Source organism: Cupriavidus sp. GW822-FHT03E04 (genome assembly GCF_058801495.1).
Genome location: NZ_JBXANI010000010.1, coordinates 159,748 through 180,656 on the forward strand (window position 1 = coordinate 159,748; position 20,909 = coordinate 180,656).

Annotated in this window: 21 protein-coding genes; 11 read left to right on the forward strand and 10 right to left on the reverse strand. The window is 66.9% G+C overall.

The genetic code is table 11. The features are described from left to right. The first annotated feature begins 22 nt into the window (after window positions 1-22). Window positions 23-646: an HAD family hydrolase gene (locus AC1RQC_RS16190; RefSeq protein ID WP_492375194.1), complete on the forward strand. Its 624-nt coding sequence runs from the start codon at window positions 23-25 to the stop codon at window positions 644-646. Between the two features lie 107 nt (window positions 647-753). Continuing rightward, window positions 754-1,386: a CDP-diacylglycerol--serine O-phosphatidyltransferase gene (gene pssA / locus AC1RQC_RS16195; protein WP_492807120.1), complete on the forward strand. Its 633-nt coding sequence runs from the start codon at window positions 754-756 to the stop codon at window positions 1,384-1,386. 52 nt (window positions 1,387-1,438) lie between these two features. On the opposite strand, the gene AC1RQC_RS16200 is transcribed toward pssA, so the two are convergent. The 9 genes from AC1RQC_RS16200 to AC1RQC_RS16240 all read right to left on the reverse strand — a co-directional run bounded on the left by AC1RQC_RS16200 (window position 1,439) and on the right by AC1RQC_RS16240 (window position 12,441). Next, the gene (locus tag AC1RQC_RS16200) at window positions 1,439-2,890 is read right to left on the reverse strand and encodes an aldehyde dehydrogenase family protein (protein ID WP_492883971.1); all 1,452 of its coding nucleotides are present in this window, start codon (window positions 2,888-2,890) and stop codon (window positions 1,439-1,441) included. Between the two features lie 208 nt (window positions 2,891-3,098). Beyond that, complete coding sequence (locus AC1RQC_RS16205) at window positions 3,099-4,910, reverse strand: ATP-binding response regulator (RefSeq protein ID WP_492375197.1); 1,812 nt, start codon at window positions 4,908-4,910, stop codon at window positions 3,099-3,101. A gap of 3 nt (window positions 4,911-4,913) precedes the next feature. Continuing rightward, on the reverse strand, window positions 4,914-5,576 hold the full coding sequence (locus AC1RQC_RS16210; RefSeq protein ID WP_492807122.1) for a response regulator: 663 nt from the start codon (window positions 5,574-5,576) through the stop codon (window positions 4,914-4,916). 493 nt (window positions 5,577-6,069) lie between these two features. Continuing rightward, the gene (locus tag AC1RQC_RS16215) at window positions 6,070-6,933 is read right to left on the reverse strand and encodes a phosphodiesterase (protein ID WP_492807124.1); all 864 of its coding nucleotides are present in this window, start codon (window positions 6,931-6,933) and stop codon (window positions 6,070-6,072) included. After that, a complete protein-coding gene (locus AC1RQC_RS16220) occupies window positions 6,930-8,003 on the reverse strand; it encodes an ABC transporter ATP-binding protein (RefSeq protein WP_492375200.1) in 1,074 nt (357 codons plus the stop codon). The genes AC1RQC_RS16215 and AC1RQC_RS16220 overlap by 4 nt, the downstream gene beginning before the upstream one ends. Further along, window positions 7,996-8,877, reverse strand: a complete 882-nt coding sequence (locus AC1RQC_RS16225; protein WP_492375212.1) for an ABC transporter permease — start codon at window positions 8,875-8,877, stop codon at window positions 7,996-7,998. Before AC1RQC_RS16225 ends, AC1RQC_RS16220 begins: the two co-directional genes overlap by 8 nt. Window positions 8,878-8,888: 11 nt before the next feature. Beyond that, entirely contained in the window at window positions 8,889-9,707 is an 819-nt protein-coding gene (locus tag AC1RQC_RS16230) for an ABC transporter permease (RefSeq protein ID WP_416052326.1), read from the reverse strand. A 524-nt stretch (window positions 9,708-10,231) separates the two neighbouring features. After that, on the reverse strand, window positions 10,232-11,263 hold the full coding sequence (locus AC1RQC_RS16235; protein WP_183032245.1) for an ABC transporter substrate-binding protein: 1,032 nt from the start codon (window positions 11,261-11,263) through the stop codon (window positions 10,232-10,234). 77 nt (window positions 11,264-11,340) lie between these two features. Further along, window positions 11,341-12,441: a substrate-binding domain-containing protein gene (locus AC1RQC_RS16240; protein WP_492372072.1), complete on the reverse strand. Its 1,101-nt coding sequence runs from the start codon at window positions 12,439-12,441 to the stop codon at window positions 11,341-11,343. 35 nt (window positions 12,442-12,476) lie between these two features. Between AC1RQC_RS16240 and AC1RQC_RS16245 the strand changes: the two genes are divergently transcribed. The 9 genes from AC1RQC_RS16245 (at window position 12,477) to AC1RQC_RS16285 (ending at window position 20,000) form a co-directional block, all read left to right on the forward strand. After that, window positions 12,477-12,722 carry a hypothetical protein gene (locus AC1RQC_RS16245; protein WP_492372071.1) on the forward strand — a complete coding sequence of 82 codons (246 nt, stop codon included), beginning with the start codon at window positions 12,477-12,479 and terminating at the stop codon, window positions 12,720-12,722. 238 nt (window positions 12,723-12,960) lie between these two features. Beyond that, window positions 12,961-13,626 carry a fumarylacetoacetate hydrolase family protein gene (locus tag AC1RQC_RS16250; protein WP_492372081.1) on the forward strand — a complete coding sequence of 222 codons (666 nt, stop codon included), beginning with the start codon at window positions 12,961-12,963 and terminating at the stop codon, window positions 13,624-13,626. Beyond that, entirely contained in the window at window positions 13,623-14,387 is a 765-nt protein-coding gene (locus AC1RQC_RS16255) for a fumarylacetoacetate hydrolase family protein (RefSeq protein ID WP_492372070.1), read from the forward strand. Before AC1RQC_RS16250 ends, AC1RQC_RS16255 begins: the two co-directional genes overlap by 4 nt. A 68-nt stretch (window positions 14,388-14,455) precedes the next feature. Further along, the gene (hpaE, locus tag AC1RQC_RS16260) at window positions 14,456-15,916 is read left to right on the forward strand and encodes a 5-carboxymethyl-2-hydroxymuconate semialdehyde dehydrogenase (RefSeq protein WP_492807128.1); all 1,461 of its coding nucleotides are present in this window, start codon (window positions 14,456-14,458) and stop codon (window positions 15,914-15,916) included. A gap of 37 nt (window positions 15,917-15,953) precedes the next feature. Beyond that, window positions 15,954-16,802: a 3,4-dihydroxyphenylacetate 2,3-dioxygenase gene (hpaD, locus tag AC1RQC_RS16265; RefSeq protein ID WP_492883974.1), complete on the forward strand. Its 849-nt coding sequence runs from the start codon at window positions 15,954-15,956 to the stop codon at window positions 16,800-16,802. A 51-nt stretch (window positions 16,803-16,853) separates the two neighbouring features. Next, window positions 16,854-17,243, forward strand: coding sequence for a 5-carboxymethyl-2-hydroxymuconate Delta-isomerase (locus tag AC1RQC_RS16270; RefSeq protein WP_492372068.1), 390 nt, complete (start codon window positions 16,854-16,856; stop codon window positions 17,241-17,243). A 63-nt stretch (window positions 17,244-17,306) separates the two neighbouring features. Further along, entirely contained in the window at window positions 17,307-18,110 is an 804-nt protein-coding gene (hpaH, locus tag AC1RQC_RS16275; protein WP_416052332.1) for a 2-oxo-hept-4-ene-1,7-dioate hydratase, read from the forward strand. 21 nt (window positions 18,111-18,131) lie between these two features. Beyond that, window positions 18,132-18,935, forward strand: a complete 804-nt coding sequence (gene hpaI, locus AC1RQC_RS16280; RefSeq protein ID WP_492372066.1) for a 4-hydroxy-2-oxoheptanedioate aldolase — start codon at window positions 18,132-18,134, stop codon at window positions 18,933-18,935. Window positions 18,936-18,992: 57 nt separating this feature from the next. After that, a complete protein-coding gene (locus AC1RQC_RS16285; protein ID WP_492372065.1) occupies window positions 18,993-20,000 on the forward strand; it encodes a Bug family tripartite tricarboxylate transporter substrate binding protein in 1,008 nt (335 codons plus the stop codon). Between the two features lie 7 nt (window positions 20,001-20,007). On the opposite strand, the gene AC1RQC_RS16290 is transcribed toward AC1RQC_RS16285, so the two are convergent. Next, on the reverse strand, window positions 20,008-20,814 hold the full coding sequence (locus AC1RQC_RS16290) for a DNA-binding transcriptional regulator (RefSeq protein ID WP_492372080.1): 807 nt from the start codon (window positions 20,812-20,814) through the stop codon (window positions 20,008-20,010). Between the last annotated feature and the right edge of the window lie 95 nt (window positions 20,815-20,909).

Consider the following 20,909-nt stretch of genomic DNA (forward strand, 5'->3'; position numbering starts at 1 on the left):
TCAACGCAGCTGACGAGATACCGTGACTGTCCGTGCCGTAGTGTTCGATTTTGGTGGTGTGCTGTTCGACTGGAACCCGGAATACCTGTATCGCGAATTGATTCCGGATCCACAGGAGCGCGCCCGGTTCTTGTCGGAGGTGTGCTCGCCGGCGTGGAATATCCGCCAGGATGCCGGCAGGCCGCTGCACGAGGCCACCGAGTCCCTGGTGGCCGAGCATCCCGCGCAGGCCGGCCTGATCCGCGCGTTCTATGGCCGCTGGCCGCAGATGCTGCGCGGTACGCTGGCCGATGGCGTGGCCCTGCTGCAGCGCCTGCACGACGCGCAGGTGCCACTGTTCGGCCTGACCAACTGGTCCAGCGAAACGTATCCCTATGCCGAGCGTATTGGCGATTTTCTGTCATGGTTCCGCGATATCCTGGTGTCCGGCGAGGTTGGCGTGGCCAAGCCCGACCCGGCCATCTACCGGCTCATGCAGGCGCGCATCGATGCCAGCCTGCCGGGCATCGCGCCAGGAGAGCTGCTGTTCATCGACGACAACGCGGCCAATGTGGCTGCGGCAACGGCACTCGGCTGGCAGGCTGTGCATCATGCCAGCGCCGCGCAGACCGCAAGCGCGCTGCACGCAGCGGGATTGCATTTCTAGCCAGACTAGCCAGATCGATTGCCTGGTTTGCTTGTTGCGGGCAAACCTTGTTTTCCGACCGTCATTCCGACAGTCTTACGCGCCAGAGGATTCAGGAGCCCGCCGCCATGGCATCCACACCAGAACGTCCCAAGCATTTCTCCATGATCCGCGAGTTGCATCTTGCCGATCTGTTCACACTGGGCAACGCCGCCTGCGGCATGGCATCGGTGTTTTTCGCCATGTTCTACATCGCTTCGGGTTTGCCAGCGCATTTCATGGCGGCGGCAGCGCTGGCGCCTGCGGCCTTCATTTTCGACGTGCTGGACGGGCGCATCGCGCGCTGGCGCCACCAGCATTCCGCGCTGGGCCGCGAGCTGGACTCGCTCGCCGACATCATTTCCTTCGGGGTCGGCCCGGCCACGCTGGCGTTTGCCGCGGGCATGCGCGGCGGCTGGGACATGGCGGCGCTGATCTACTTCGTCTGCTGCGGCGTGAGCCGGCTGGCACGCTTCAATGTCACCGCCGAGACCTTGTCCGAGGGCAGCGGCAAGGTAGCGTATTTCGAGGGCACGCCGATTCCCACCAGCGTGCTGCTGACTGCCGTGCTGGCCTTTTGCGCGCGGCAGGGCCGGGTGGGCGATGCGCTCTACGGCGGCGTGTGGTCGATCGGCCCTGCGGACCTGCATCCGCTCGCGCTGCTGTTCGTGCTCTCCGGCTCGCTGATGATCAGCAAGACCTTGCGCATCCCGAAGATGTAGCCCCGCGCAAGAATGGCCGCCCCCGCTCCACGCTCGCGCCGCAGGTTGGCCACTATTGCCGCAGCGACAGCCAGATCGCCTTGGGCTCGGTGAAGTTGTCGATGGCAGCGTCGCCATGCTCCCGGCCCAGCCCCGAGTCGCCGGCCCCGCCCCAGGGCAGGCGCACGTCGGTGTGGCCATAGGTGTTGATCCACACCGTGCCGGCCTTGAGCTCGGCGGCCACCTGGTGCACGCGGCCGATGTCGGCGCTCCACACGCCCGCCGCCAGGCTGAACGCGGTGCCGTTGGCGATGCGCACGGCGTCGGCCTCGTCCTCGAAGCGGATCACGCTGGCAACCGGTCCGAAAATTTCCTCCTGCGAGACCCGCATCTCGTGCCGGACGTTGGCGAATACGGTGGGCTGCACGTAGTAGCCCTTGCCGCCCACGCGCTCGCCGCCGGTCACGGCGATGGCGCCTTCGCGCTTGCCGATCTCCACATAGTCCAGCACGGTCTTCATCTGCGCGGACGACACCAGCGGCCCCATGGTGGTGTCCGGCGCGGCGGGGTCTCCCACGCGGATCGAGGCGGCGCGCGCCGCCAGCTTTTCCACCACTTCGTCATAGACCTCGCGCTGCGCCAGGATGCGCGAGCCGGCCGAGCAGACTTGCCCCGCATTGAAGAAGATGCCCGAGGCGGCGGCGCGCACCGCGGCATCCACGTTGGCGTCGGCGAAGATCAGGTTGGCGGACTTGCCGCCGAGCTCCAGCGTGACGCGCTTGAAGTTGGCGGCGGCGCCTTGCATGATGCCGCGCCCCACGCCGGGCGAGCCGGTGAACGTCACCTTGTCGATGCCGGGATGGGCCACCAGCGCATTGCCCACGATGCTGCCCTTGCCGGTGACAATATTGAGCACGCCGGGCGGCAACCCGGCCTGCAGTGCCAGCTCGCCCACGCGCAGCGCGGTCAGCGGCGTGATCTCGGCGGGTTTGACGATGAGGGTGCAGCCGCAGGCCAGCGCAGGGGCGATCTTCCACATGCCGATCATCAGCGGGAAATTCCACGGCACGATGGCGGCGACCACGCCCACCGGCTCGCGCACGGTGTAGGTCAGCGCGCCGGGGCGGGTTGGCACCACCTGGCCGTTGATCTTGTCGGCCCAGCCTGCGTAATAGCGCACGGTGTCGATCACCGCCGGCATGTCCTGGCGCCGTACGGCGGCCAGCGGCTTGCCGGCATCCAGGCTTTCCAGCGCGATCAGCTCTTCCTGGTTCGCTTCCAGCAGGTCGGCAAAGCGGTACAGGATGCGGCCACGCTCGGCCGCGCGCAGGCCGCACCAGACCTTGAGCGCGGCGCGGGCGGCGGTCACGGCCAGGTCGACGTCGGCCGCGCTGCCCTGCGCGACCAGGGCGATCGGGAGCTCGGTGGCCGGATTGATGTCGGTGGAGTACTCCCCAGTGCCGGGGGGCAGGCGCTTGCCGTCGATCAGCAGGTCGTGTCTTGGCAGTTGGGGCTGCGTGCTCATGGTTGCTCCTCGCTTGGGATCGGTGACTTGGGGTCGGTGAACCTCGCGGCACGTTAGCGGAAGCAATACGGCTTGCCAGTGACGCCCGTGCCTGCTGTCACGATGCAGTGTGGGTGGGCGTTGGCACTAAGTCCAATTAATAGGACGGATTGATTAATACGAAAAAAGCATGAATCAAGACGGGATAAAAGCGGGGCAGACGCGCCCGTCAGCCTTCGGCGCGTGTTGCCCGGACCGCGGCGCCCCGGGGGATGTCCTGTCGCCAGCCGGCATTGCGCAACAGCGCCGTCATGGCTGTATGCAACTGATGCGCCACAACTGGCTTGTGCAGCAGCGCGGCACCCCCGGCATGGACGCTGCGCAGGCGGTCCGGGGCGGTATCGCCGGTGATGATGACGGTGGGAATGGCGTGTCCTAGCCGCTCGCGGATCGCCATCATGGCTTCTTGGCCGGTGCGCTCGCTGCGCAGGCGATAGTCGGCCAGCAGCAGGTCGGGCTGGAAGGCGCCAAGCGCGGCCAGCGCGTCTTCCTCGGACTCCACGGCCAGGCACACCGATTGCCAGCTCTCCAGCAGCGCCGTCATGGCGACCCGGATTTCCTGGTCGTCGTCGATCACCAGCACGCGCAATCCCTTCAGGCTCGGCTTGTGATGCAAGCCGGCGGGCTGGGTTTCGGCGCGGTCCTCAGTCAGGGGCAGGGCGAAGCGGAAGACCGATCCGCGGCCAGGCCGAGAGTTCAGCAGGATCCGGGTGGAGATGGTGCGCGCCAGCCCTTCCACGATAGCCAGGCCTAGCCCGAGGCCCTTGCGCTGGTCCCGCTCCGGATTACCCAACTGGTGGAACTCCTTGAAGATCGCGCGATGCTGGGTCATGGGAATGCCGATCCCGGTATCCCAGACCTCGATCATCGTGCGCTCACCCCGGCGGCGGCATGCCACCAGCACGCCGCCCTGGGTGGTATAGCGGATCGCATTGGCGATCAGGTTGCGCAGGATCAGCTCGACCAGCGTCGGGTCGGCGAACACCGTGGCGGTGGTATCCCGGGTCCGGTAGAACAGGCCGCGGCCGTCGGCCTGCGGCGCAAACTCGTTCTCCAGCTTGTAGAGCAAGGGCTGCAGGCGGAAGGCGCGCGGCCGGGCGGTGATCACGCCCGCGTCCACCTTGGAGAAGTCCAGTAGCGTGTTGAGCATTTCGCGCGCCGCCCCGGAGGCAGCCTCGATGTGCGTGAGCAACTGGCGCTGCTTGTCGGTGAGCTCGGAGCGGCCCAGCGTGACCACGAACAAGCCGAGCGCATGCAGGGGCTGGCGCAGGTCGTGGCTGGCCGAGGCGAGGAACACGGATTTGGCGCGGTTGGCTTCCTCGGCCTCGCGTTGGGCATATTCAGCGCGGGCTGTCTGCTCGCGCAACTGCGAGATCAGCTCCACATTGGCAAAGCGCAGCGCAATGCCGTGCCGTGCCACGCGCGCATAGTTGCGCGCAAAGATCATCAGCACCATGAGATAAAGCGGCGCGCCGAGGAACATGGGCAGGTAGGCGACGTCGCCGGTGGCGATGAAGACCGCCCAGACCGGCACGATGGCCGGGATGAAGAACCCCACGGCAACCGGCAGGCAGGCGGAGAACACCGCCAGCGCGGCCGCGCTCATGCCCGCGATCAGCGAGAGGATGCAGATCACCGTCGCGGGCGTGCTCACATCCATGTAGAGCCACGCCGCCAGTCCCCAGAGCGCGCCGATCAGCGTCAGCAGCAGCGTCATGCTGCGCGCGTAGCGCCCGGCATGGGCTTCGGCCGTGCGCTCGGGCATCAGGCGCCGCCCGAAATGCCCGGCGGCGCAGGCCAGCCCCATCGTCAGCGCCCAGGGCAACGCACCCGGATGCCCGCCGCCAAGGACCAGGCCGAGGGCCAGGATGAACGCCGCTAGCGCGCAGCCCAGCATGGCGATGCCGAAGCTCTGGTCGATCAGTTCCATTTGCGCGGCCAGCAGCCGCGGTTCGTCAAAGCGAGGGAGGAGAAACGCCATGGCTTACCTGCCCGTCTGCACCAGGCCACGGCGCTGTGCCTCCAGCACCGCCTCGACGCGGCTGACCACGCCCAGGTAATCGAGAATGGCCGCCACGTGGACGCGCACGGTGTTTTCCGAGAGCCCCAGATGATAGGCAATGATCTTGTTGGAGCGGCCCTGGCTGAGCTGGTCCAGCACCTCGAGCTGGCGCGGCGTGAGCGAGCTGGCCTGGTAGCCCTGGTACGCGTTGCCGCTGGCATGGCCATCCGGGTTGCCGCAGTCGGCGCAGTCGGCGCCGGCGTTGAAGTACGTGTCACCGCGAAGGCAAGAGGCGATGGCGTCTTCGATCTCGCCGCTGCTCGCGGATTTTGGCAGGAAGCCGGCAATCTCCTTGCGCGCGGCGGCGGGAATGGTTTCCAGCCCGGAGGTGCCGGACACGATCAGGATGCGCGCTGCGCAGAAGTGGCGGCGCAACACCTTGATGCCCTCGATTCCGTTGAGGCCGGGCATCTGGATATCCAGCAGGATGATATCCACGCTGGCGGCGCGGTGTTCCTCCACCGCGCCCATGACGGAGCCCGCCTCGATGATGCTCGCCACGCTTGGGCTGTCTGCCAGCACCAGGCGCAGGCCGGTGCGGAACAGGGTGTGGTCGTCGATCAGCAGCAGGTGGGCGTTGAGCATGGGTTGGGGTTGGCCGGCGCACGGCGCGCAGGCTGCGGCCGATGGAACAAGTGGAGCAAAATGTGACGCGCTGCGCCCCGGTCGAAGCGAGCGCCAAGGCGAATTGGACTCGATTATGGTGGGCTTGTCTATTTCCCCACTAAAGAGGGGAAAGGAAGGGTGGGGCGCAGCGGGGTCTGGCGTGGTGCCGCCCTGCAGATCGCCTGTGCGCTGGCGCTCGCGGGAAATGATCTGCCGCATGCGGGCGCCGGCGGCTTGGCGCAGGGATGGGCACTAGTCCAGAAGGATTATTTTGTTCGCGCACGTCTGGTGTCACCATGCACGCATGGGTGATTTCCGCGACTCGCCCATACCACTTTTGTTACCCACTACCACCCGGCAGTGGGTTTTTTTTGGCCCACGGTTTCGCGCCGCCGGATAGGCCCCCCGCCCGGGGGATGCAACCTGTTGCAGGCCGATTTGCCGATGCCTTCTTAGTTGACCGACCGGCCAGTCAGTCGATCAGCTTGCCCGCGGCATCGAAGAAAGGATGGTCTGCGCCAAAGTCACCGATCACCGCCGCGTGGCTGACCAGCCCATGCGCGGAATCCCACTGATGCAGCAGGTAGCCGGGCGGCTCCATGCGAAACCGCGAGGCCGCCTGCGGATCGAGATCGAGCGTGACCTGATGCGCGGGACCCGGCGCCGTCATGGCGATGGTGCCGCCAAAGCGGTGCGTGATGTGCCGGTGCAGGTGGCCGCACAACACGCGCTCGACGGTCGGGTGCCTGCGCACCACCGCCTCCAGCAGCGCTGCATCCTTCAGGCCCTGCTGGTCCATGTGGCCGATGCCGGTATGAAAGGGCGGGTGGTGGAGCATCAACAGCGTAGGCCTGCCAGGTTCGGCCGCGAGCGTGGCCTCGAGCCACGGCAGCGCGGCGGGATCGACCCGGCCGCCCGGCTTTCCCGGCACCGTGCAGTCGAAGGCCACCAGGCGTAGTGGCCCGGCCTCCACACTGTAGTGAACCGGCGCGTCGCCGTCGCCGTTGGCGAACAGGTAATCGTGATCGGCAAACACGCGGCGCAGCGTGGCGCGGTGATCATGGTTGCCGGGCAAGAGCCGCACCGGCATCGGCAGCGTTTGCAGGATGCCGCGCAGGAAGCGGTATTCCTCCTCGGTGCCGAAGTCCACCAGGTCGCCGGTGATGACGACGGAGTCGGGCTGCTGCGGCGCCGCCAGCAGCGACGCGATGCAGCGCCGCAGCGCGCCTGCGGTGTCTACCATGCGGTAGGACAGCTTGCCGCCGGCCTTGATGTGCAGGTCGGTGATGTGGGCCAGCAGGTAGGTGCCGGCCGGGTTGTCGTTGGTGGTGTTCATGCGCAGAGCGCTTCGGGGAGCGTGATCAGGTGGCCGGTATCGAGGCGCAGGCCCACGCGGTCGCCCGCGAGCCAGCCATCGCGCCGGGTGGTGTCGACGACAAGCGGCGCCGGCGCGCCCACGTCGACCAGCAAGCGTGTGTAGTTGCCCAGGAACAGCGCGGTGACGACCGAGCCGCCCAGGTGGGCATCCTCGGCCTGTGCCAGCGCGACGTCTTCGGGGCGGAACAGCAGTTCGGCGCGCGGCGAGGGCGCGGCGGCGAGGCTTGCGGCGGTGCCATGGCGTGGCACCAGGCCGCCCGGCACGCGCCAGGCATTGGCCTCCAGCACGGCCGGCAGGCGGTTCATGGTGCCGATGAAATCCGCCACGAAGGCATTGGCCGGCGCGCGGTAGATCTGCTGCGGCGTGCCGGTCTGCGCGATGCGGCCACGGTCCATCACGATGATGCGGTCGCCCAGCGCCATTGCCTCGGCCTGGTCGTGGGTGACGTAGACGGCGGTGATATGCAGGCTGCGCAGCAACTGGTTGATGTCGGCACGCAAGGCGTCGCGCAGCTTGGCGTCCAGCGCGGTCAGCGGCTCATCGAGCAGCAGCACGCGCGGCTGCACGGCAATGGCGCGGGCCAGCGCCACGCGCTGGCGCTGGCCGCCGGACAACTGGTCGATGCGCCGCTCGGCAAAAGGCCCCAGATGCATCATGGCCAGCATCTCGTCCACCCGGCGGCGGCGCGCGGCGGCGTCGATGCGGCGCACGCGCAGGCCGTAGGCGATGTTCTCCGCCACGGTCATGTTGGGGAACAGTGCGTAGCTCTGGAACACCATGCCCACGCCGCGCTGCTCGATCGGCAGCGGCGTCACATCGTTGTCGCCAAACATCACCACGCCGCCGGCGTCGGGGAACTCCAGCCCGGCGATGATGCGCAGTGTGGTGGTCTTGCCGCAGCCCGAGGGGCCGAGCAGCACCACGGTCTCGCCTGCGCCGATGTCTAGGTCGAGCGGTTGCAGCGCCAGCGTGCCGTCGGCGAAGGTCTTGCCGCAGTGGCGCAGCGTGATGGTGGTCGGTTCATGCATGGCGGGCCTCGGAAGTGGAGAGCGGATCGGTGCCGGGGATCGTTCTGGCGTCGGCGCCGTCGGCAAGCGGCTGGTGCTTGCGGGCGCGCGCGCCCAGCGCGGACAAGCCCTGCATCAGCACCAGCAGCGGGATGATCATGAAGAAAAACACGATGGTGTAGGCCGAGCCGATCTCCAGCCGCATCGAGGCGTAGCTGTCGGCCAGCCCCACGGGCAGCGTCTGCGTGGTGGGCGTATGCAGCATCCAGGTCAGGTTGAACTCCCCCACCGACAGCGTTACCACCATCAGCGCCCCGGCCAGGATGCCCTGGCGGCAGTTCGGCAGCACCACGGTGAAGAAGCGCTGCAGGCGGTTTGCGCCCAGGCTGGCGGCAGCGTCCTCCAGCGTGCGGATATCGATGGCCGACATGATGGCCAGCACCGAGCGCACCATGAACGGCAACGTAAACAGCACATGGCCCACGAGGATAAACACCCAGCTCGTGCGGAACGCCTGCCAGCCACCATAGAGCAGGATCAGCCCAAGCGCGGTGGCCAGCCCTGGCACCGCCACCGGCAGCATCAGCAGCTCCTCGATCAGGCGCGTCACGCGCCCGCGCCGCAGCGCCATGTAGTAGGCCGCGGGCACGCCCAGCACCAGGGTGCAAGCCAGGCATGCCAGGGCAATGCCCAGCGACAGGAAGATGGTGTTGCGGTAGAGCGCCCACACCTCTACCAGCCAGCGCGTGGTGAGGCCGCTGGACACGCCGACAAAGATGTTGTTGGTGAGGCCGGCCAGCACGGACAGCACCACCGGTACCACCATGAACAGGCATACCAGAAGGGTAAGCGCGAGCTGCAGCCAGTAGGCATTGCCGCGGCGGGAAGACGTCATCATGGGTAGCCTCAGGCAGTAGCGGCGACAGCGTCGCCCGAGAACCAGCGCGCCACCGCCAGCAAGGCCCAGGTGACCGTGCCGAGCAGCAGGGACAGTGCGGCGGCCATGCCGAAGTTGGCGTAGTTGGTGAACTCGTTGTAGATGGTCAGCGGCAAGACATCGAGCTGCGTGGCCAGCGTGAAGGCCGTGCCGAAGGCGCCCATGCTGGTGGCGAAGCAGATCGCGCCGCTGGAAATCATGGCCGGCATCAGCGCGGGCAACATCACGTCGCGCACCACGCGCCAGCGGCCCGCGCCGAGCGATCGGGCGGCTTCTTCCAGCGATGCGTCGAGCTTGGCAACGGCTGCCATCACCGTCAGGATCACGCGCGGGATGGAGAAGTACAGGTAGCCGACGAACAGGCCGGCGAGACCGTACGCAAAGGTCCAGCGGTCTCCCACCAGCCAGTCGCCCACCATGGCGAGCAGGCCGTTGCGCCCGCCCAGCATGATGACCATGAAGCCGATGACAACGCCGGGGAAGGCTAGCGGGAACGTCAGCATGGCGACCAGCAGAGCCTTTCCGGGCACGGCGTTGCGCTCCAGGAAGGTGCCGGTGATGCCGGCGATGATCAGGGTGGCCAGCGTGACCGTTGCCGATAGCAGCACGGTGACCATCAGGCTGTGCAGATAGCGCTCGCTTGAGATGACGGTCCAGTAGACGCTCGCGCCTTTTTCACCCGTGACGCTGATCGCCAGCAGCTTTGCCATGGGCAGGCAGAAGAAGGCGAAGAAGACGATCAGGGCCGGGAGGGCGAAGAGGAGGAGTGGGGGGCTTCGTTTAGGCATGATGGGTTTGCTTTTTCCCGGGGTTGGGGAGGATCAGCTTCAACGGTGGTTGCTTGGGTTCATGGGGGGCTGCTTAACTTCAACTTCAACTTCAACTTCAGCTTCAGCTTCAACTGCAACTTCAGTTTCACCACGCCTGCGGCGCGGCGACCTACTTTCTTGTCTTGCCAAGAAAGTAGGCAAAGAAGGCGCGCCGGATGGGGCGACACCCCCTCGGGCTTCGACGAAAAGAGCGGCCGGGACCCAAACTCGCATCGCCTTAGGGCGATACTCAGACATGGGTCCCTCTTTTCCGCTCTTTTCGCCGAATCCCGAGGCGCCCCATACGGCCTTGGCACACCTCCACGGCTCGCTTCGCATCGCCGTGGGTGTTTCCCGCCCCTTCGGGCGGGAAACACGGCTACACCGAATCGTTCGCTATGTCCGCTGGTTGGCGCCCTCTCCTACTTGTGGGAGACGGGACGGGGGACAGGGCGGGCGCCGTCAAGCTTGCGATGCTGCACTCATCCACTTGCGCTCGCCGTTTAACGGACTTCCTTCAGATACTGCTCGCTGAAGCCTTTCTGCGCATCTGCCATTTTTCCGAAATCCACCGGCTTGGCGCGGGCGTAATCCGCTGCTGGCAGGAAGCGCGCTTGCACTTCCTTGGGCACGGCGGCGCTGCGCACGGGGCGCAGGTAGGCATTGGCCCACAGGGCTTGCCCTTCATCGGACAGCACAAAGTCCAGCACCTTCTTGCCTTGTGCATCGTGCGGTGCCTTGTTCACCAGGCTCATCACGTACGGCACCACCACCGTGCCTTCCTTCGGAATCACGAAGGCCACGTTGGACTTGTCCTTGTAGCGGGCGCGGTAAGCGTTGAAGTCGTAGTCCAGCAGGATCGGGATCTCGCCGGAGAGCACGCGGGCATAGGCGGTTTGCTTGGGGACGATGGGCTGGTTCTTCTGCAGGTCGCGGAAGTACTTGAAGGCCGGGCCGAAGTTGTCCATCGAGCCGCCCATCGCCTGGTTGACGGCAACCGCGCCGACGTAGCCGACAAAGGCGCTGGCCGGGTCGAGGTAGCCGATCAGGCCCTTGTACTCGGGTTTGAGCAGGTCGGCCCAGGACTGCGGCACGGGCTTGCCGCGCAGCGCGTCGACGTTGACCATGAAGCCGAGCGTGCCGGAGTGGATGGCGAACCAGTTGCCTTGCGGGTCCTTGAGGCCGTCGGGGATGTCGTTCCAGTGGGCCGGCTTGTAGGGGGCGGTGACGCCGTCCTTCTTGGCCTGGATGCCGAAGGTCACGCCGTAGTACACCACGTCCGCTACCGGGCTGCCTTTTTCGGCGACCAGCTGCGCGAGCGACTGGCCGGAGTTCTTGTTGTCATGCGGCACCGTGACGCCGGTCTTTTCCTTGATGGCGCGGATCTGCGAGGCCCAATCTGCCCATTCGGGCGGGCAGTTGTAGCAGATCGCGGTTTGCGCTGCCGCGCCCTGGCTGAATGCGCAGACGGCGGCGGCGCCGAGCGCGCTGGCGATCCGGCGCAGCGGTTTGTGCCAGGAACGGGTTGCTTGCATGGTGAACTCCTTGGGTTGCATACGAGGGCTAGGGCTAGGGCTAGGGCTAGGGCTGGGGGAACGCGGTGGGTGAAGGGTCATGCCGGTGCGGCTACCGTGCCGCCCAGGCGCAGGCCGTGGGGCAGCAAGGTAATGCGCCCGGGTCTGGCGCCGGATACGTTGGGTATGCCGGATACGTTGGATACGCCGGTTGCTGCGAGGCCGAAGCGCTGAAGCAACTGCGCAACGGCGCGCTCGCCGATTTCGGTGTTGGGCTGCACCACCGATGCCAGTGGCGGCTCCACCAGCGCGCCCAGCGCGATGCCGTCGTAGCCCAGCACGGAAATGTCGCGCGGCACGCGCAGGCCGAGCCGCTTCAGGTCGGAAATCACGCCGATCGCCAGCAGGTCGTTGGTGCAAAAAAAGGCGGTGGGCGCATCCGGCCCGGCGGCCAGCGCGCCGATCTGGTCAGCGTTGCTGGCGATGTGGGTGGGCAGGCAAAGCGGTGGTGCGGCTTCCAGGCCGTGCGCGTGCATGGCGTCGCGGTAGCCCTCGAAGCGCTGGCGCGCGCGGTCGGAGGCGATGAAGGCGCCAGAGACCACGCGGATGCGGCGGTGCCCTGCCGCGATCAGGGCTTGCACGCCTTCGCGGGCGCTGCCGCGGTTGTCCACGGAGACGGAGTGGCGCTGGCCGCGCGCGGCTGCCTGGTTGTAGGCCAGCACATAGGGCACGCCTTCGGCATCGAGCTGGTCGAGCACGGCGCTGCGGGCGGCGTCGGCCACCGTGAGCACCATGCCGTCGACCCGGTGGCGCAGCAGGTATTCGATGCGCTCGCGTTCGCGCGCGGGGTCGTAGGCGCTGGTCACCAGCATCAGCGAGTAGCCGGCGGCCAGCGCGGCGTCCTCGATGCCGCGCCAGCATTCGGCGAACACGGCGTTTTCCAGGGTGGGCAGCATCACGCCAATCATCCGGCTTTGCTGCGCGCGCAGCTTGCTGCCGAGCAGGTTGGGGCGAAAGCTCAGCCGCCGTGCGGCTTCCAGCACGCGCTGCGCGGTGCCTTCGCGCACCAGCGCCGGGCTGTTGAACGCGCGCGATGCGGTGGCTAGCGATACACCAGCTGCTTGCGCAACGTCCACCAGCGTGGCGGTGCCGGCGGCGTCCGGGGCGGTGCTGCTGGAACGGTCCTGGGTGCGCTTCACGCGAGAGCTTCCGGTCTTGGTTTCGGGATCACATCGTGCGCATGGCGAACCAGGCGCGCAACAGCGGTAAAAATGAAAACGTTTTCATTCAAGCCGCAAAAAAATCGGGTCGCAAGCCTTTTTGCTGCTGCGGTGCATTAGCGCAATCGCGCTGCGGCAAGGCGAAACCCGGTACAGCGCGAATTCTGGGGATGCTGCATGACAGCACGATGACAGGCGCAGACGAGGACGCGAAGGGCCGGGCGGCTGGATCGCGGCGCCGCGGATCACAATGGGGTTGAAACTATCATGCAATTTCATTAACATGTTAATTACAGGCGGCGCCAACGGGCGATCCGCCGTCGACGATCCGCCGGCCCGGCAGCGCAAGCGCCCGGCCACGTGCGGGCGCAACCAGAGAGGAGCACGATGCGACAAGCCAGAATCGCCGCCGGCGGCCGGCCAGTGCGGGCAGTGCCGGTGGACGGTGCCACCTTGCTGCCGCTGGACGGTGGGCGCGCCCTGCGCGAGGATGAATTCATGTGGCAGCCCGCCATCACCGGCACGGTGTACGGCACGCTGCTGAACTTCAAGGGCGCGCTCGCGGCCCTTGGCGACAGTGTCAATGCGGCCCCTTACCAGGCGCCGCCTGCTGGCCCGATCCTCTACATCAAGCCGGCCAATACCCTGGCCGCCCATGGCAGCCTTGTCGCGCTGCCACCGGGCCAGGAAACCCTGGAAATCGGCGCCGCGCTCGGCATCGTGATCGGCCGGCGCGCAACCCGCATCGACCCGGCGCAGGCCGCGGACTATATCGCAGGGTACACGGTGGTGTCGGATGTCAGCGTGCCGCACGCCAGCTATTACCGCCCGGCGGTGCGCCACAAGTGCCGCGACGGCTATTGCCCGATTGGCCCGTGGGTGATGGCCAGCGAGCAGGTCGGCAACGCCGATGCGCTCAGCATGGTGGTGCGCATCAATGGCGAGGAACGCCAGCGCAACCACACCGGCAACCTGCTGCGCCCCGTGGCGCAATTGCTGGCCGATGTCACCGCCTTCATGTCGCTCGAAGCCGGCGACGTGCTGCTGGCGGGCGTGCCCGAAGGCGCGCCGCTGGCGCGTGCCGGCGACATGGTGGAGATCGAAATCGAACTCGTAGGGCGCCTGCGGCACGGCATCAAGGCAGCGCCCGGGGAGGCAGCATGAGAACCGCACGTGTAGCCTTCGATGGCCTGGTCCACACCGCGCAGCCGGCTGGCGAAGGCGCATTGCGCCTGGACGACGGCCGCGTGGTCAGCGAGCACGCCGTGACGTGGCTGCCGCCCGTGGTGCCGCGCACCACCTTCGCGCTTGGCCTGAACTATGCCGACCACGCGCGCGAACTGGCCTTCAAGGCGCCGGAAGAACCTCTCGTCTTCCTCAAGGGGCCGGGCGCGTTCATTGGCCACCGGGCGCATACCATCCGGCCGGAGGGCGTGAAGTACATGCATTACGAGTGCGAGCTGGCGGTGGTGATCGGCAGCACGGCGCGCGGCGTCAAGGCGGCGCAAGCTTATGACTACGTGCGCGGCTATACGGTCGCCAACGACTACGCCATCCGCGACTACCTGGAAAACTACTATCGCCCCAACCTGCGGGTGAAGAACCGCGACACCTGCACGCCGCTGGGGCCGTGGCTGGTGGACCGCGACGACGTGCCGGATCCGATGAACCTCGCGCTCACCACTACCGTCAACGGCAAGCTGACCCAGCAGGGCAGCACCCGTGACATGATCTTCGCCGTCCCGTGGCTGATCGAATACCTCAGCAGCTTCATGACGCTGGAGGCGGGCGATGTGATCCTGACCGGCACGCCGGAAGGGCTGGCCGACACGCAGCCGGGCGATGAAATCGTTACGGAAATCGAAGGGGTGGGGCGGCTGGTGAACACCATTGCCTCGGCTACCGAATACGGCAGCGGGCGCTGAAGCGAGCTGAAGCGAGCTGAAGCGAACCCAGGCGCACCGGGCGCACCAAATGCCAACAGGAGACAACCATGATCAAGCATTGGATCAACGGCAAGCAGGTCGACAGCAAGGACACGTTCACCACCTGGAACCCGGCCACCGGTGAAGAGATCGCCACGGTGGCCGCGGGCGGCGAGGCCGAGGTCAACGCCGCGGTGGCGGCGGCCAAGGCGGCGTTCCCCAAGTGGGCCAATACCCCGGCCAAGGAGCGCGCCCGCATCATGCGCCGCCTGGCCGACCTGATCACCGAGCACGTGCCGCACCTTGCCGCGCTGGAAACGCAGGACACAGGCTTGCCGATCGCGCAGACCGGCAAGCAGCTGATCCCGCGCGCCGCCGAGAACTTCAATTTCTTCGCCGAGGTGTGCGTGCAGATGAACGGCCGCACCTATCCCGTGGACGATCAGATGCTCAACTACACGCTCTACCAGCCGGTGGGCGTGTGCGCGCTGATCTCGCCGTGGAACGTGCCCTTCATGACTGCCACCTGGAAAGTCGCGCCATGCCTGGCGCTGGGCAATACCGCGGTGCTGAAGATGTCGGAGCTGTCGCCGCTCACGGCGGACCAGCTCGGCATGCTGGCGCTGGAAGCCGGGGTGCCGGCTGGCGTGCTCAACGTGGTGCAGGGCTACGGCGCCAGCGCCGGGGACGCGCTGGTGCGCCATCCGGACGTGCGGGCCGTATCGTTTACGGGCGGCACGGCCACCGGCAAGCGCATCATCGAGCGCGCGGGCCTGAAGAAATTCTCGATGGAACTGGGCGGCAAGTCGCCGGTGCTGGTGTTCGACGACGCGGACCTGGAGCGCGCGCTGGACGCCGCGCTGTTCACCATTTTCTCGATCAACGGCGAGCGCTGCACCGCGGGTTCGCGCATCTTCGTGCAGGACACGGTCTACGACGACTTCGTCGGCAAGTTCGCCGAACGCGCCAGGCGCTTGCGCGTGGGCGACCCGACCAGCGAGCAGACGCATGTGGGCGCCATGATCACCCAGCAGCACTGGGAGAAGGTCACGGGCTATATCCGCCTGGGCGAGCAGGAGGGTGCCACCATCCTGGCCGGCGGCGCCGAGCGGCCGTCCGGCCTGCCGGCGCACCTGCGCAACGGCAATTTCGTGCAGCCCACGGTGCTGGCCAATGTGGAAAACCACATGCGCGTGGCGCAGGAAGAGATCTTTGGCCCGGTGGCCTGCCTGATCCCGTTCAAGGGCGAAGACGATGGCCTGGCCATGGCCAATGACACCGCTTACGGCCTGGCCTCGTACATCTGGACCCAGGACGTGGGCAAGGTGCACCGCCTGGCGCGCGGCATCGAGGCCGGCATGGTGTTCGTCAACAGCCAGAACGTGCGCGACCTGCGCCAGCCGTTTGGCGGCACCAAGGCATCCGGCACGGGGCGCGAGGGCGGCGAGTTCAGCTTCGAGGTGTTTGCTGAGGTGAAGAACGTTTGCATCTCGATGGGCGGGCATCATATTCCGCGCTGGGGCGTTTGAGCACAGCCCGCACCAAAACAAAACAGGAGACACCGCCATGGGCAAGCTATCCCTCGCCGCCAAGGTCACGCACGTGCCGTCGATGTACCTGTCCGAGCTGCCGGGCAAGCACCACGGCTGCCGTGAGGCGGCGATTGCCGGGCACCGCGAAATCGGCCGGCGCTGCCGGGAGCTGGGCGTCGACACCATCGTGGTGGCCGATGTGCACTGGCTGGTCAACGCCGGCTACCACGTCAACTGCAATGCGCACTTCGAGGGCATCTACACCAGCAACGAGCTGCCGCATTTCATCAAGGACATGGCCTACGCCTATGACGGTAATCCCGAACTGGGCCGGCTGATCGCCAGCACCGCATGCGAGCAGGGCGTCATGACCCGCGCCCACGAGATCGCCAGCCTGGAGCTGGAATACGGCACGCTGGTGCCGATGCGTTACATGAACGCAGACCGCCATTTCAAGGTGGTTTCCATCGCGGCCTGGTGCGCCTGGCACCAGCTCGATGAGAGCCGCCGCTTTGGCGAGGCGCTGCGTGCGTCCATCGAGGCCAGCGATGCCAATGTGGCGTTTCTCGCCAGCGGCTCGCTGTCGCACCGCTTCAACGACAACAACAGCCCCGAGGAGAGCATCCACCAGATCAGCCGCGAGTTCTTCAAGCAGGTGGACCTGCGCGTGGTGGAACTCTGGAAGCAGGGCGACTGGGCCACCTTCTGCCGCATGTTGCCTGAGTACAACGAGCACTGCATCGGCGAGGGCGGCATGCATGACACCGCCATGCTGCTGGGCCTGCTGGGCTGGGACAAGTACGAGCGCCCGGTGGAGATCATCACCGACTACTTCACCAGCTCGGGCACCGGCCAGATCAATGCGATCTTCCCGGTGTGCTGAGGGATCACCGATCACGGATTACGATTCACGCTTTATCGGAGAGGCCTGCCAATGCCCCACATCATCGTCGAGTACACGGACAACATCCGCGCCGACGCGCGCGTGCCCACCCTGCTCAAGACCATCAACGACGTGCTGATCGCGCAGGACGGCGTGTTTCCCATCGGCGGCATCCGCTCGCGCGCGCTGGCGCTGGCCGACTACCGCATGGCCGACGGCGAGGAGGACTACGCCTTCGTCCACATCACGCTGAAGATCGGCGCCGGGCGTCCCGAGGCGGCCAAGAAGGCGGCATGCGATGCGCTCTTCGAGGCTGTCAAGGCGCACTTTGCCGAGCTATATGCGCGGCGCTACCTGGCGCTGTCAATGGAGCTGGTCGAGTTCAACGAGGGTGGCAGCTACAAGCACAACAACGTGCACGCCCGTTTCAAGAAGGCCTGACCGGTTCCACCGTCGACCAACAGGCCCCTGCGCACAACGCTCAACGCTTCCCACGGAGACCCCATGCTCAGCCCAGAGCTGATCCACCAGATCGCCCATCGCCTGCACGGCGCAGAGCAATCGCGCCGGCAGATCCGGCAAATCTCGCTGGACCACCCTGACATCACGATTGAAGATGCCTACGCCATCCAGCGCGAGTGGCTGGCCCACAAGCTGTCCGAAGGCCGCACCATCAAGGGCCACAAGATCGGCCTGACCTCGCGCGCCATGCAGCTTTCCTCGCAGATCGACGAGCCTGACTACGGCACCTTGCTGGACGACATGTTCTTCCAGGACGGTGCGACGATCCCGCCGGGGCGCTTTATCGTGCCGCGCGTGGAGGTGGAGCTGGCCTTCGTGCTGGACAAGCCGCTCAAGGGGCCGAACTGCACGCTGTTCGACGTGTATGACGCTACCGCCTACGTGATCCCCGCGCTGGAGATCATCGATGCGCGCAGCCATGGGATCGACCCCGACAGCAAGCGCCCGCGCAAGGTGTTCGACACCATCGCCGACAACGCGGCCAATGCCGGCGTGGTGATGGGCGGGCGCCCGGTGCGGCCGTTCGATGTGGACCTGCGCTGGGTCTCGGCCATCATGTCGCGCAACGGCGTGATCGAGGAAACCGGCGTGGCCGCCGGTGTGCTCAACCATCCCGCCAACGGCGTGGCATGGCTGGCCAACAAGCTGCATCCGCATGGCGTGGGCCTGGAAGCGGGCGAGGTGATCCTCGGCGGCTCCTTCACGCGGCCGGTGGCGGCCAGCCCGGGTGATACATTCCACGTGGACTATGGCGCGCTGGGCGCCGTGGCCTGCCACTTCGGCTGAACGCCTGACCCGGACGCCATCATGGAAATCCCCCTCAATACCTTCAAGCGCGCGCTTGCCGCCAACGAGCAGCAGATCGGTCTGTGGCTCGGCCTGGCCAGTCCCTACACCGCCGAAGTACTGGCCGACGCCGGCTTCGACTGGCTGCTGATCGACGGCGAGCACGCACCCAACACCGTGCCGTCCATCCTGGCGCAACTGCAGGCGCTGGCCGCCTATCCCGTGCGGCCGGTGGTGCGTGCGTCGTGGAACGACACCGTGCAGATCAAGCAGTTGCTTGACCTGGGCGTGCAGACCCTGCTCGTGCCGATGGTGCAGGACGCGACCGAGGCGGCCGCCGCGGTTGCCGCCACCCGCTACCCGCCGCAAGGCGTGCGCGGCGTGGGCAGCGCAATGGCGCGTGCCTCGCGCTGGAACCGTGTCGGCGGCTACCTGGCCCAGGCCAACGGCGAGATGTGCGTGCTGGTGCAGGTGGAGACGCGCGCCGGGCTTGCGCACCTCGATGCCATCGCCGCCACCGAAGGCGTGGATGGCGTGTTCATCGGCCCGGCGGATCTCGCCGCCGACATGGGCCATCTCGGCAACCCGGGCCACCCGGACGTGCAGAGCGCCATCGCCGACGCCATCGCGCGCATCCGCCGCGCCGGCAAGGGCGCGGGCATCCTCAGCGCGGACGTGGCGCAGTCGCGGCAGTACATGGCGCTGGGCACGACGTTCACCGCCGTTGGCGTGGATGCCACGATGCTGGCCCGGGCGGCAGAGAGTCTTGCCGCGCAGTTCAAGGGCCAGGGCAGTGCGGGGACCAGCCAGGATAAGACGTACTAGCTGCGGATTGCACAAAGCAAAAAAACAAACAACAGAAGAATCGGAGGAGACCCAATCATGCAAGCAAACGCCTGCGCCCGGCGCACGCGCCTCTATGCCATGGCGCAGCATGCTTCGCGCGTTGCCACAGGATTGGCGATAGCGCTGGGCGGGACCAGCGCCGCTCACGCCGCCGACCCCGCCGCACGCTGGGTGGTGCCCTACACCGCTGGCGGCGGCAGTGACCTCGCCACGCGCATCGTCGCGCAGAAGATCGCGCCGGCCATGCACCAGAACTTCGTGGTCGACAACAAGCCGGGCGGCGCCACCATCCTCGCCGCGCAGGACGTGGCCAAGGCGCGTGCCGACGGCGCTACGGTGCTGACTGCCGGGCAGGGTACGCTGGTGCTTAACCCGGCGCTGTATCGCAAGCTACCCTATGACGCCGCCAGGGATTTCACGCTGGTGACCTCCCTGGTGAAGCTGCCCGTGATACTGGTCGCCAACCCAGCCTTGCCGGTAAAGACCTTGCACGAGTTCATCACGTGGCTGAAAGCGGGGCAGGGCAAGGCCACCTATGCCTCTGTCGGCACCGGCAGCCCCCACCACCTGAGCGCCGAGCTGCTGCTCGACCGCGTGCAGGCTAGCGCCGTCCACGCGCCGTATAAAGGCACGCCACCCGCGTTGCAGGACGTGGCGGGCGGGCAGGTCGATTTCATGATGGCCGATCTCTCGGCCGCGGTGCCGTTGATCCGCGCCGGCCGGCTGCGCGCCATCGCGCTGCCCGCGGAGCAGCGCTCGGCGGTGCTGCCGGATGTGCCAACCTTTGCCGAGGCCGGGCTGGCTGGCTTCACGGCATTCGCGTGGCAGGGCGTAGTGGTCCCGGCCGGCACGCCGCCGGCCTCGGTCGACAAGCTTAACGCGGCCATTGCCGCAGCGCTGAAGGACCCGGCGGTGGTCAAGCAAATGCAGGAGCTTGGGCTGGAGCCCATGGGCGATAGCCGGGCGGGCTTTGCCGCGTTCGTGGACAATGAGCGCGCCAAATGGGGCGCCTTGATCCGCGCGCACAAGATCGTGCTGGATTGAGCCTAGCCTAAGTGGTCCGCCGCGCGGGCGCCGGCGAGGCCATGGCTGCCTGCACGCGGCTGGCTATGTCCTGCAGCGGTGCCACGAAGCGCTTGATCGCCTCCTGCTCGCTCAGGGCGCGCGCGAGATACACCACGTTGAGGCTGCCGCGCACGCGGTCCGCGTGCCGGATCGGCACGGCGACCGCGCCGATCTTGCGCTGCTCCAGCCAGTCGCCGCGATTCGACCCAAAGCCATCCTCGCGCACGTGCGCAACCAGCTTGCGCACATAGGCGGCGTTGTTGGCCAGCGCTGCCTGCTCATCGCTGCCGCCACCTGAGCGCAGCAGGTTGAGGATGTCCTCCCGTTCCCCTTCGCCACAAAACGCGAAATAGGCCCGCCCGGCGGCCGTCGACAGCATCGGCAGGCGCCGCCCGACCATGGCGCGGTGAAAGGACAGCGGGCTGAAGCGGTGCGTGGTCTCGCGAATGATCATGGCGTCGCCGTCGGGCGTCGTCAGGTCCGACGGCCATAGCACGCGCTGCAGCAGCTCGCCCATCAGCGGCGCGGCGATGGTGGAGATCCACTCATCGTCATTGAAGCCTTCGCTCAAGGCCCTGACCTGCAGCGTCAGGCGATAGCTGTCGTCCGAGTCGCTGCGGCGCACGAAACCCTCCGCGATCAGCGTTTCCAGCAGGCGTCTGACCGTGGTGCGGTGCAGCCCGGTCAGCTCGCTCAGCTGCTGCGCGGTCCCGCGCCCGCTTTCCATCCGGTTCAGCGCCTTGAGCACGTCCAGGCCACGGGTCAGCCCGCGCACGCTGGCGTAAGGCGAGATGCGGCGATCAGGCACCCCAGGCATTCCAGGCATTCCAGGCATAAAAAACCCTTTTAAATCAACGTTGTGCACTCCTTGCACATTCTGTTCGTTTT

Coding starts and splice junctions, on each gene's coding strand:
- AC1RQC_RS16255 (WP_492372070.1), top strand. CDS start 13,623: ATGAGAACCGCACGTGTAGCCTTCGATGGCCTGGTCCACACCGCGCAG.
- AC1RQC_RS16230 (WP_416052326.1), bottom strand. CDS start 9,707: ATGCCTAAACGAAGCCCCCCACTCCTCCTCTTCGCCCTCCCGGCCCTG.
- pssA (WP_492807120.1), top strand. CDS start 754: ATGGCATCCACACCAGAACGTCCCAAGCATTTCTCCATGATCCGCGAG.
- AC1RQC_RS16250 (WP_492372081.1), top strand. CDS start 12,961: ATGTGGCAGCCCGCCATCACCGGCACGGTGTACGGCACGCTGCTGAAC.
- AC1RQC_RS16215 (WP_492807124.1), bottom strand. CDS start 6,933: ATGAACACCACCAACGACAACCCGGCCGGCACCTACCTGCTGGCCCAC.
- AC1RQC_RS16225 (WP_492375212.1), bottom strand. CDS start 8,877: ATGACGTCTTCCCGCCGCGGCAATGCCTACTGGCTGCAGCTCGCGCTT.
- AC1RQC_RS16220 (WP_492375200.1), bottom strand. CDS start 8,003: ATGCATGAACCGACCACCATCACGCTGCGCCACTGCGGCAAGACCTTC.
- AC1RQC_RS16205 (WP_492375197.1), bottom strand. CDS start 4,910: ATGGCGTTTCTCCTCCCTCGCTTTGACGAACCGCGGCTGCTGGCCGCG.
- hpaE (WP_492807128.1), top strand. CDS start 14,456: ATGATCAAGCATTGGATCAACGGCAAGCAGGTCGACAGCAAGGACACG.
- hpaH (WP_416052332.1), top strand. CDS start 17,307: ATGCTCAGCCCAGAGCTGATCCACCAGATCGCCCATCGCCTGCACGGC.
- AC1RQC_RS16285 (WP_492372065.1), top strand. CDS start 18,993: ATGCAAGCAAACGCCTGCGCCCGGCGCACGCGCCTCTATGCCATGGCG.
- AC1RQC_RS16270 (WP_492372068.1), top strand. CDS start 16,854: ATGCCCCACATCATCGTCGAGTACACGGACAACATCCGCGCCGACGCG.
- hpaD (WP_492883974.1), top strand. CDS start 15,954: ATGGGCAAGCTATCCCTCGCCGCCAAGGTCACGCACGTGCCGTCGATG.
- hpaI (WP_492372066.1), top strand. CDS start 18,132: ATGGAAATCCCCCTCAATACCTTCAAGCGCGCGCTTGCCGCCAACGAG.
- AC1RQC_RS16210 (WP_492807122.1), bottom strand. CDS start 5,576: ATGCTCAACGCCCACCTGCTGCTGATCGACGACCACACCCTGTTCCGC.
- AC1RQC_RS16200 (WP_492883971.1), bottom strand. CDS start 2,890: ATGAGCACGCAGCCCCAACTGCCAAGACACGACCTGCTGATCGACGGC.
- AC1RQC_RS16235 (WP_183032245.1), bottom strand. CDS start 11,263: ATGCAAGCAACCCGTTCCTGGCACAAACCGCTGCGCCGGATCGCCAGC.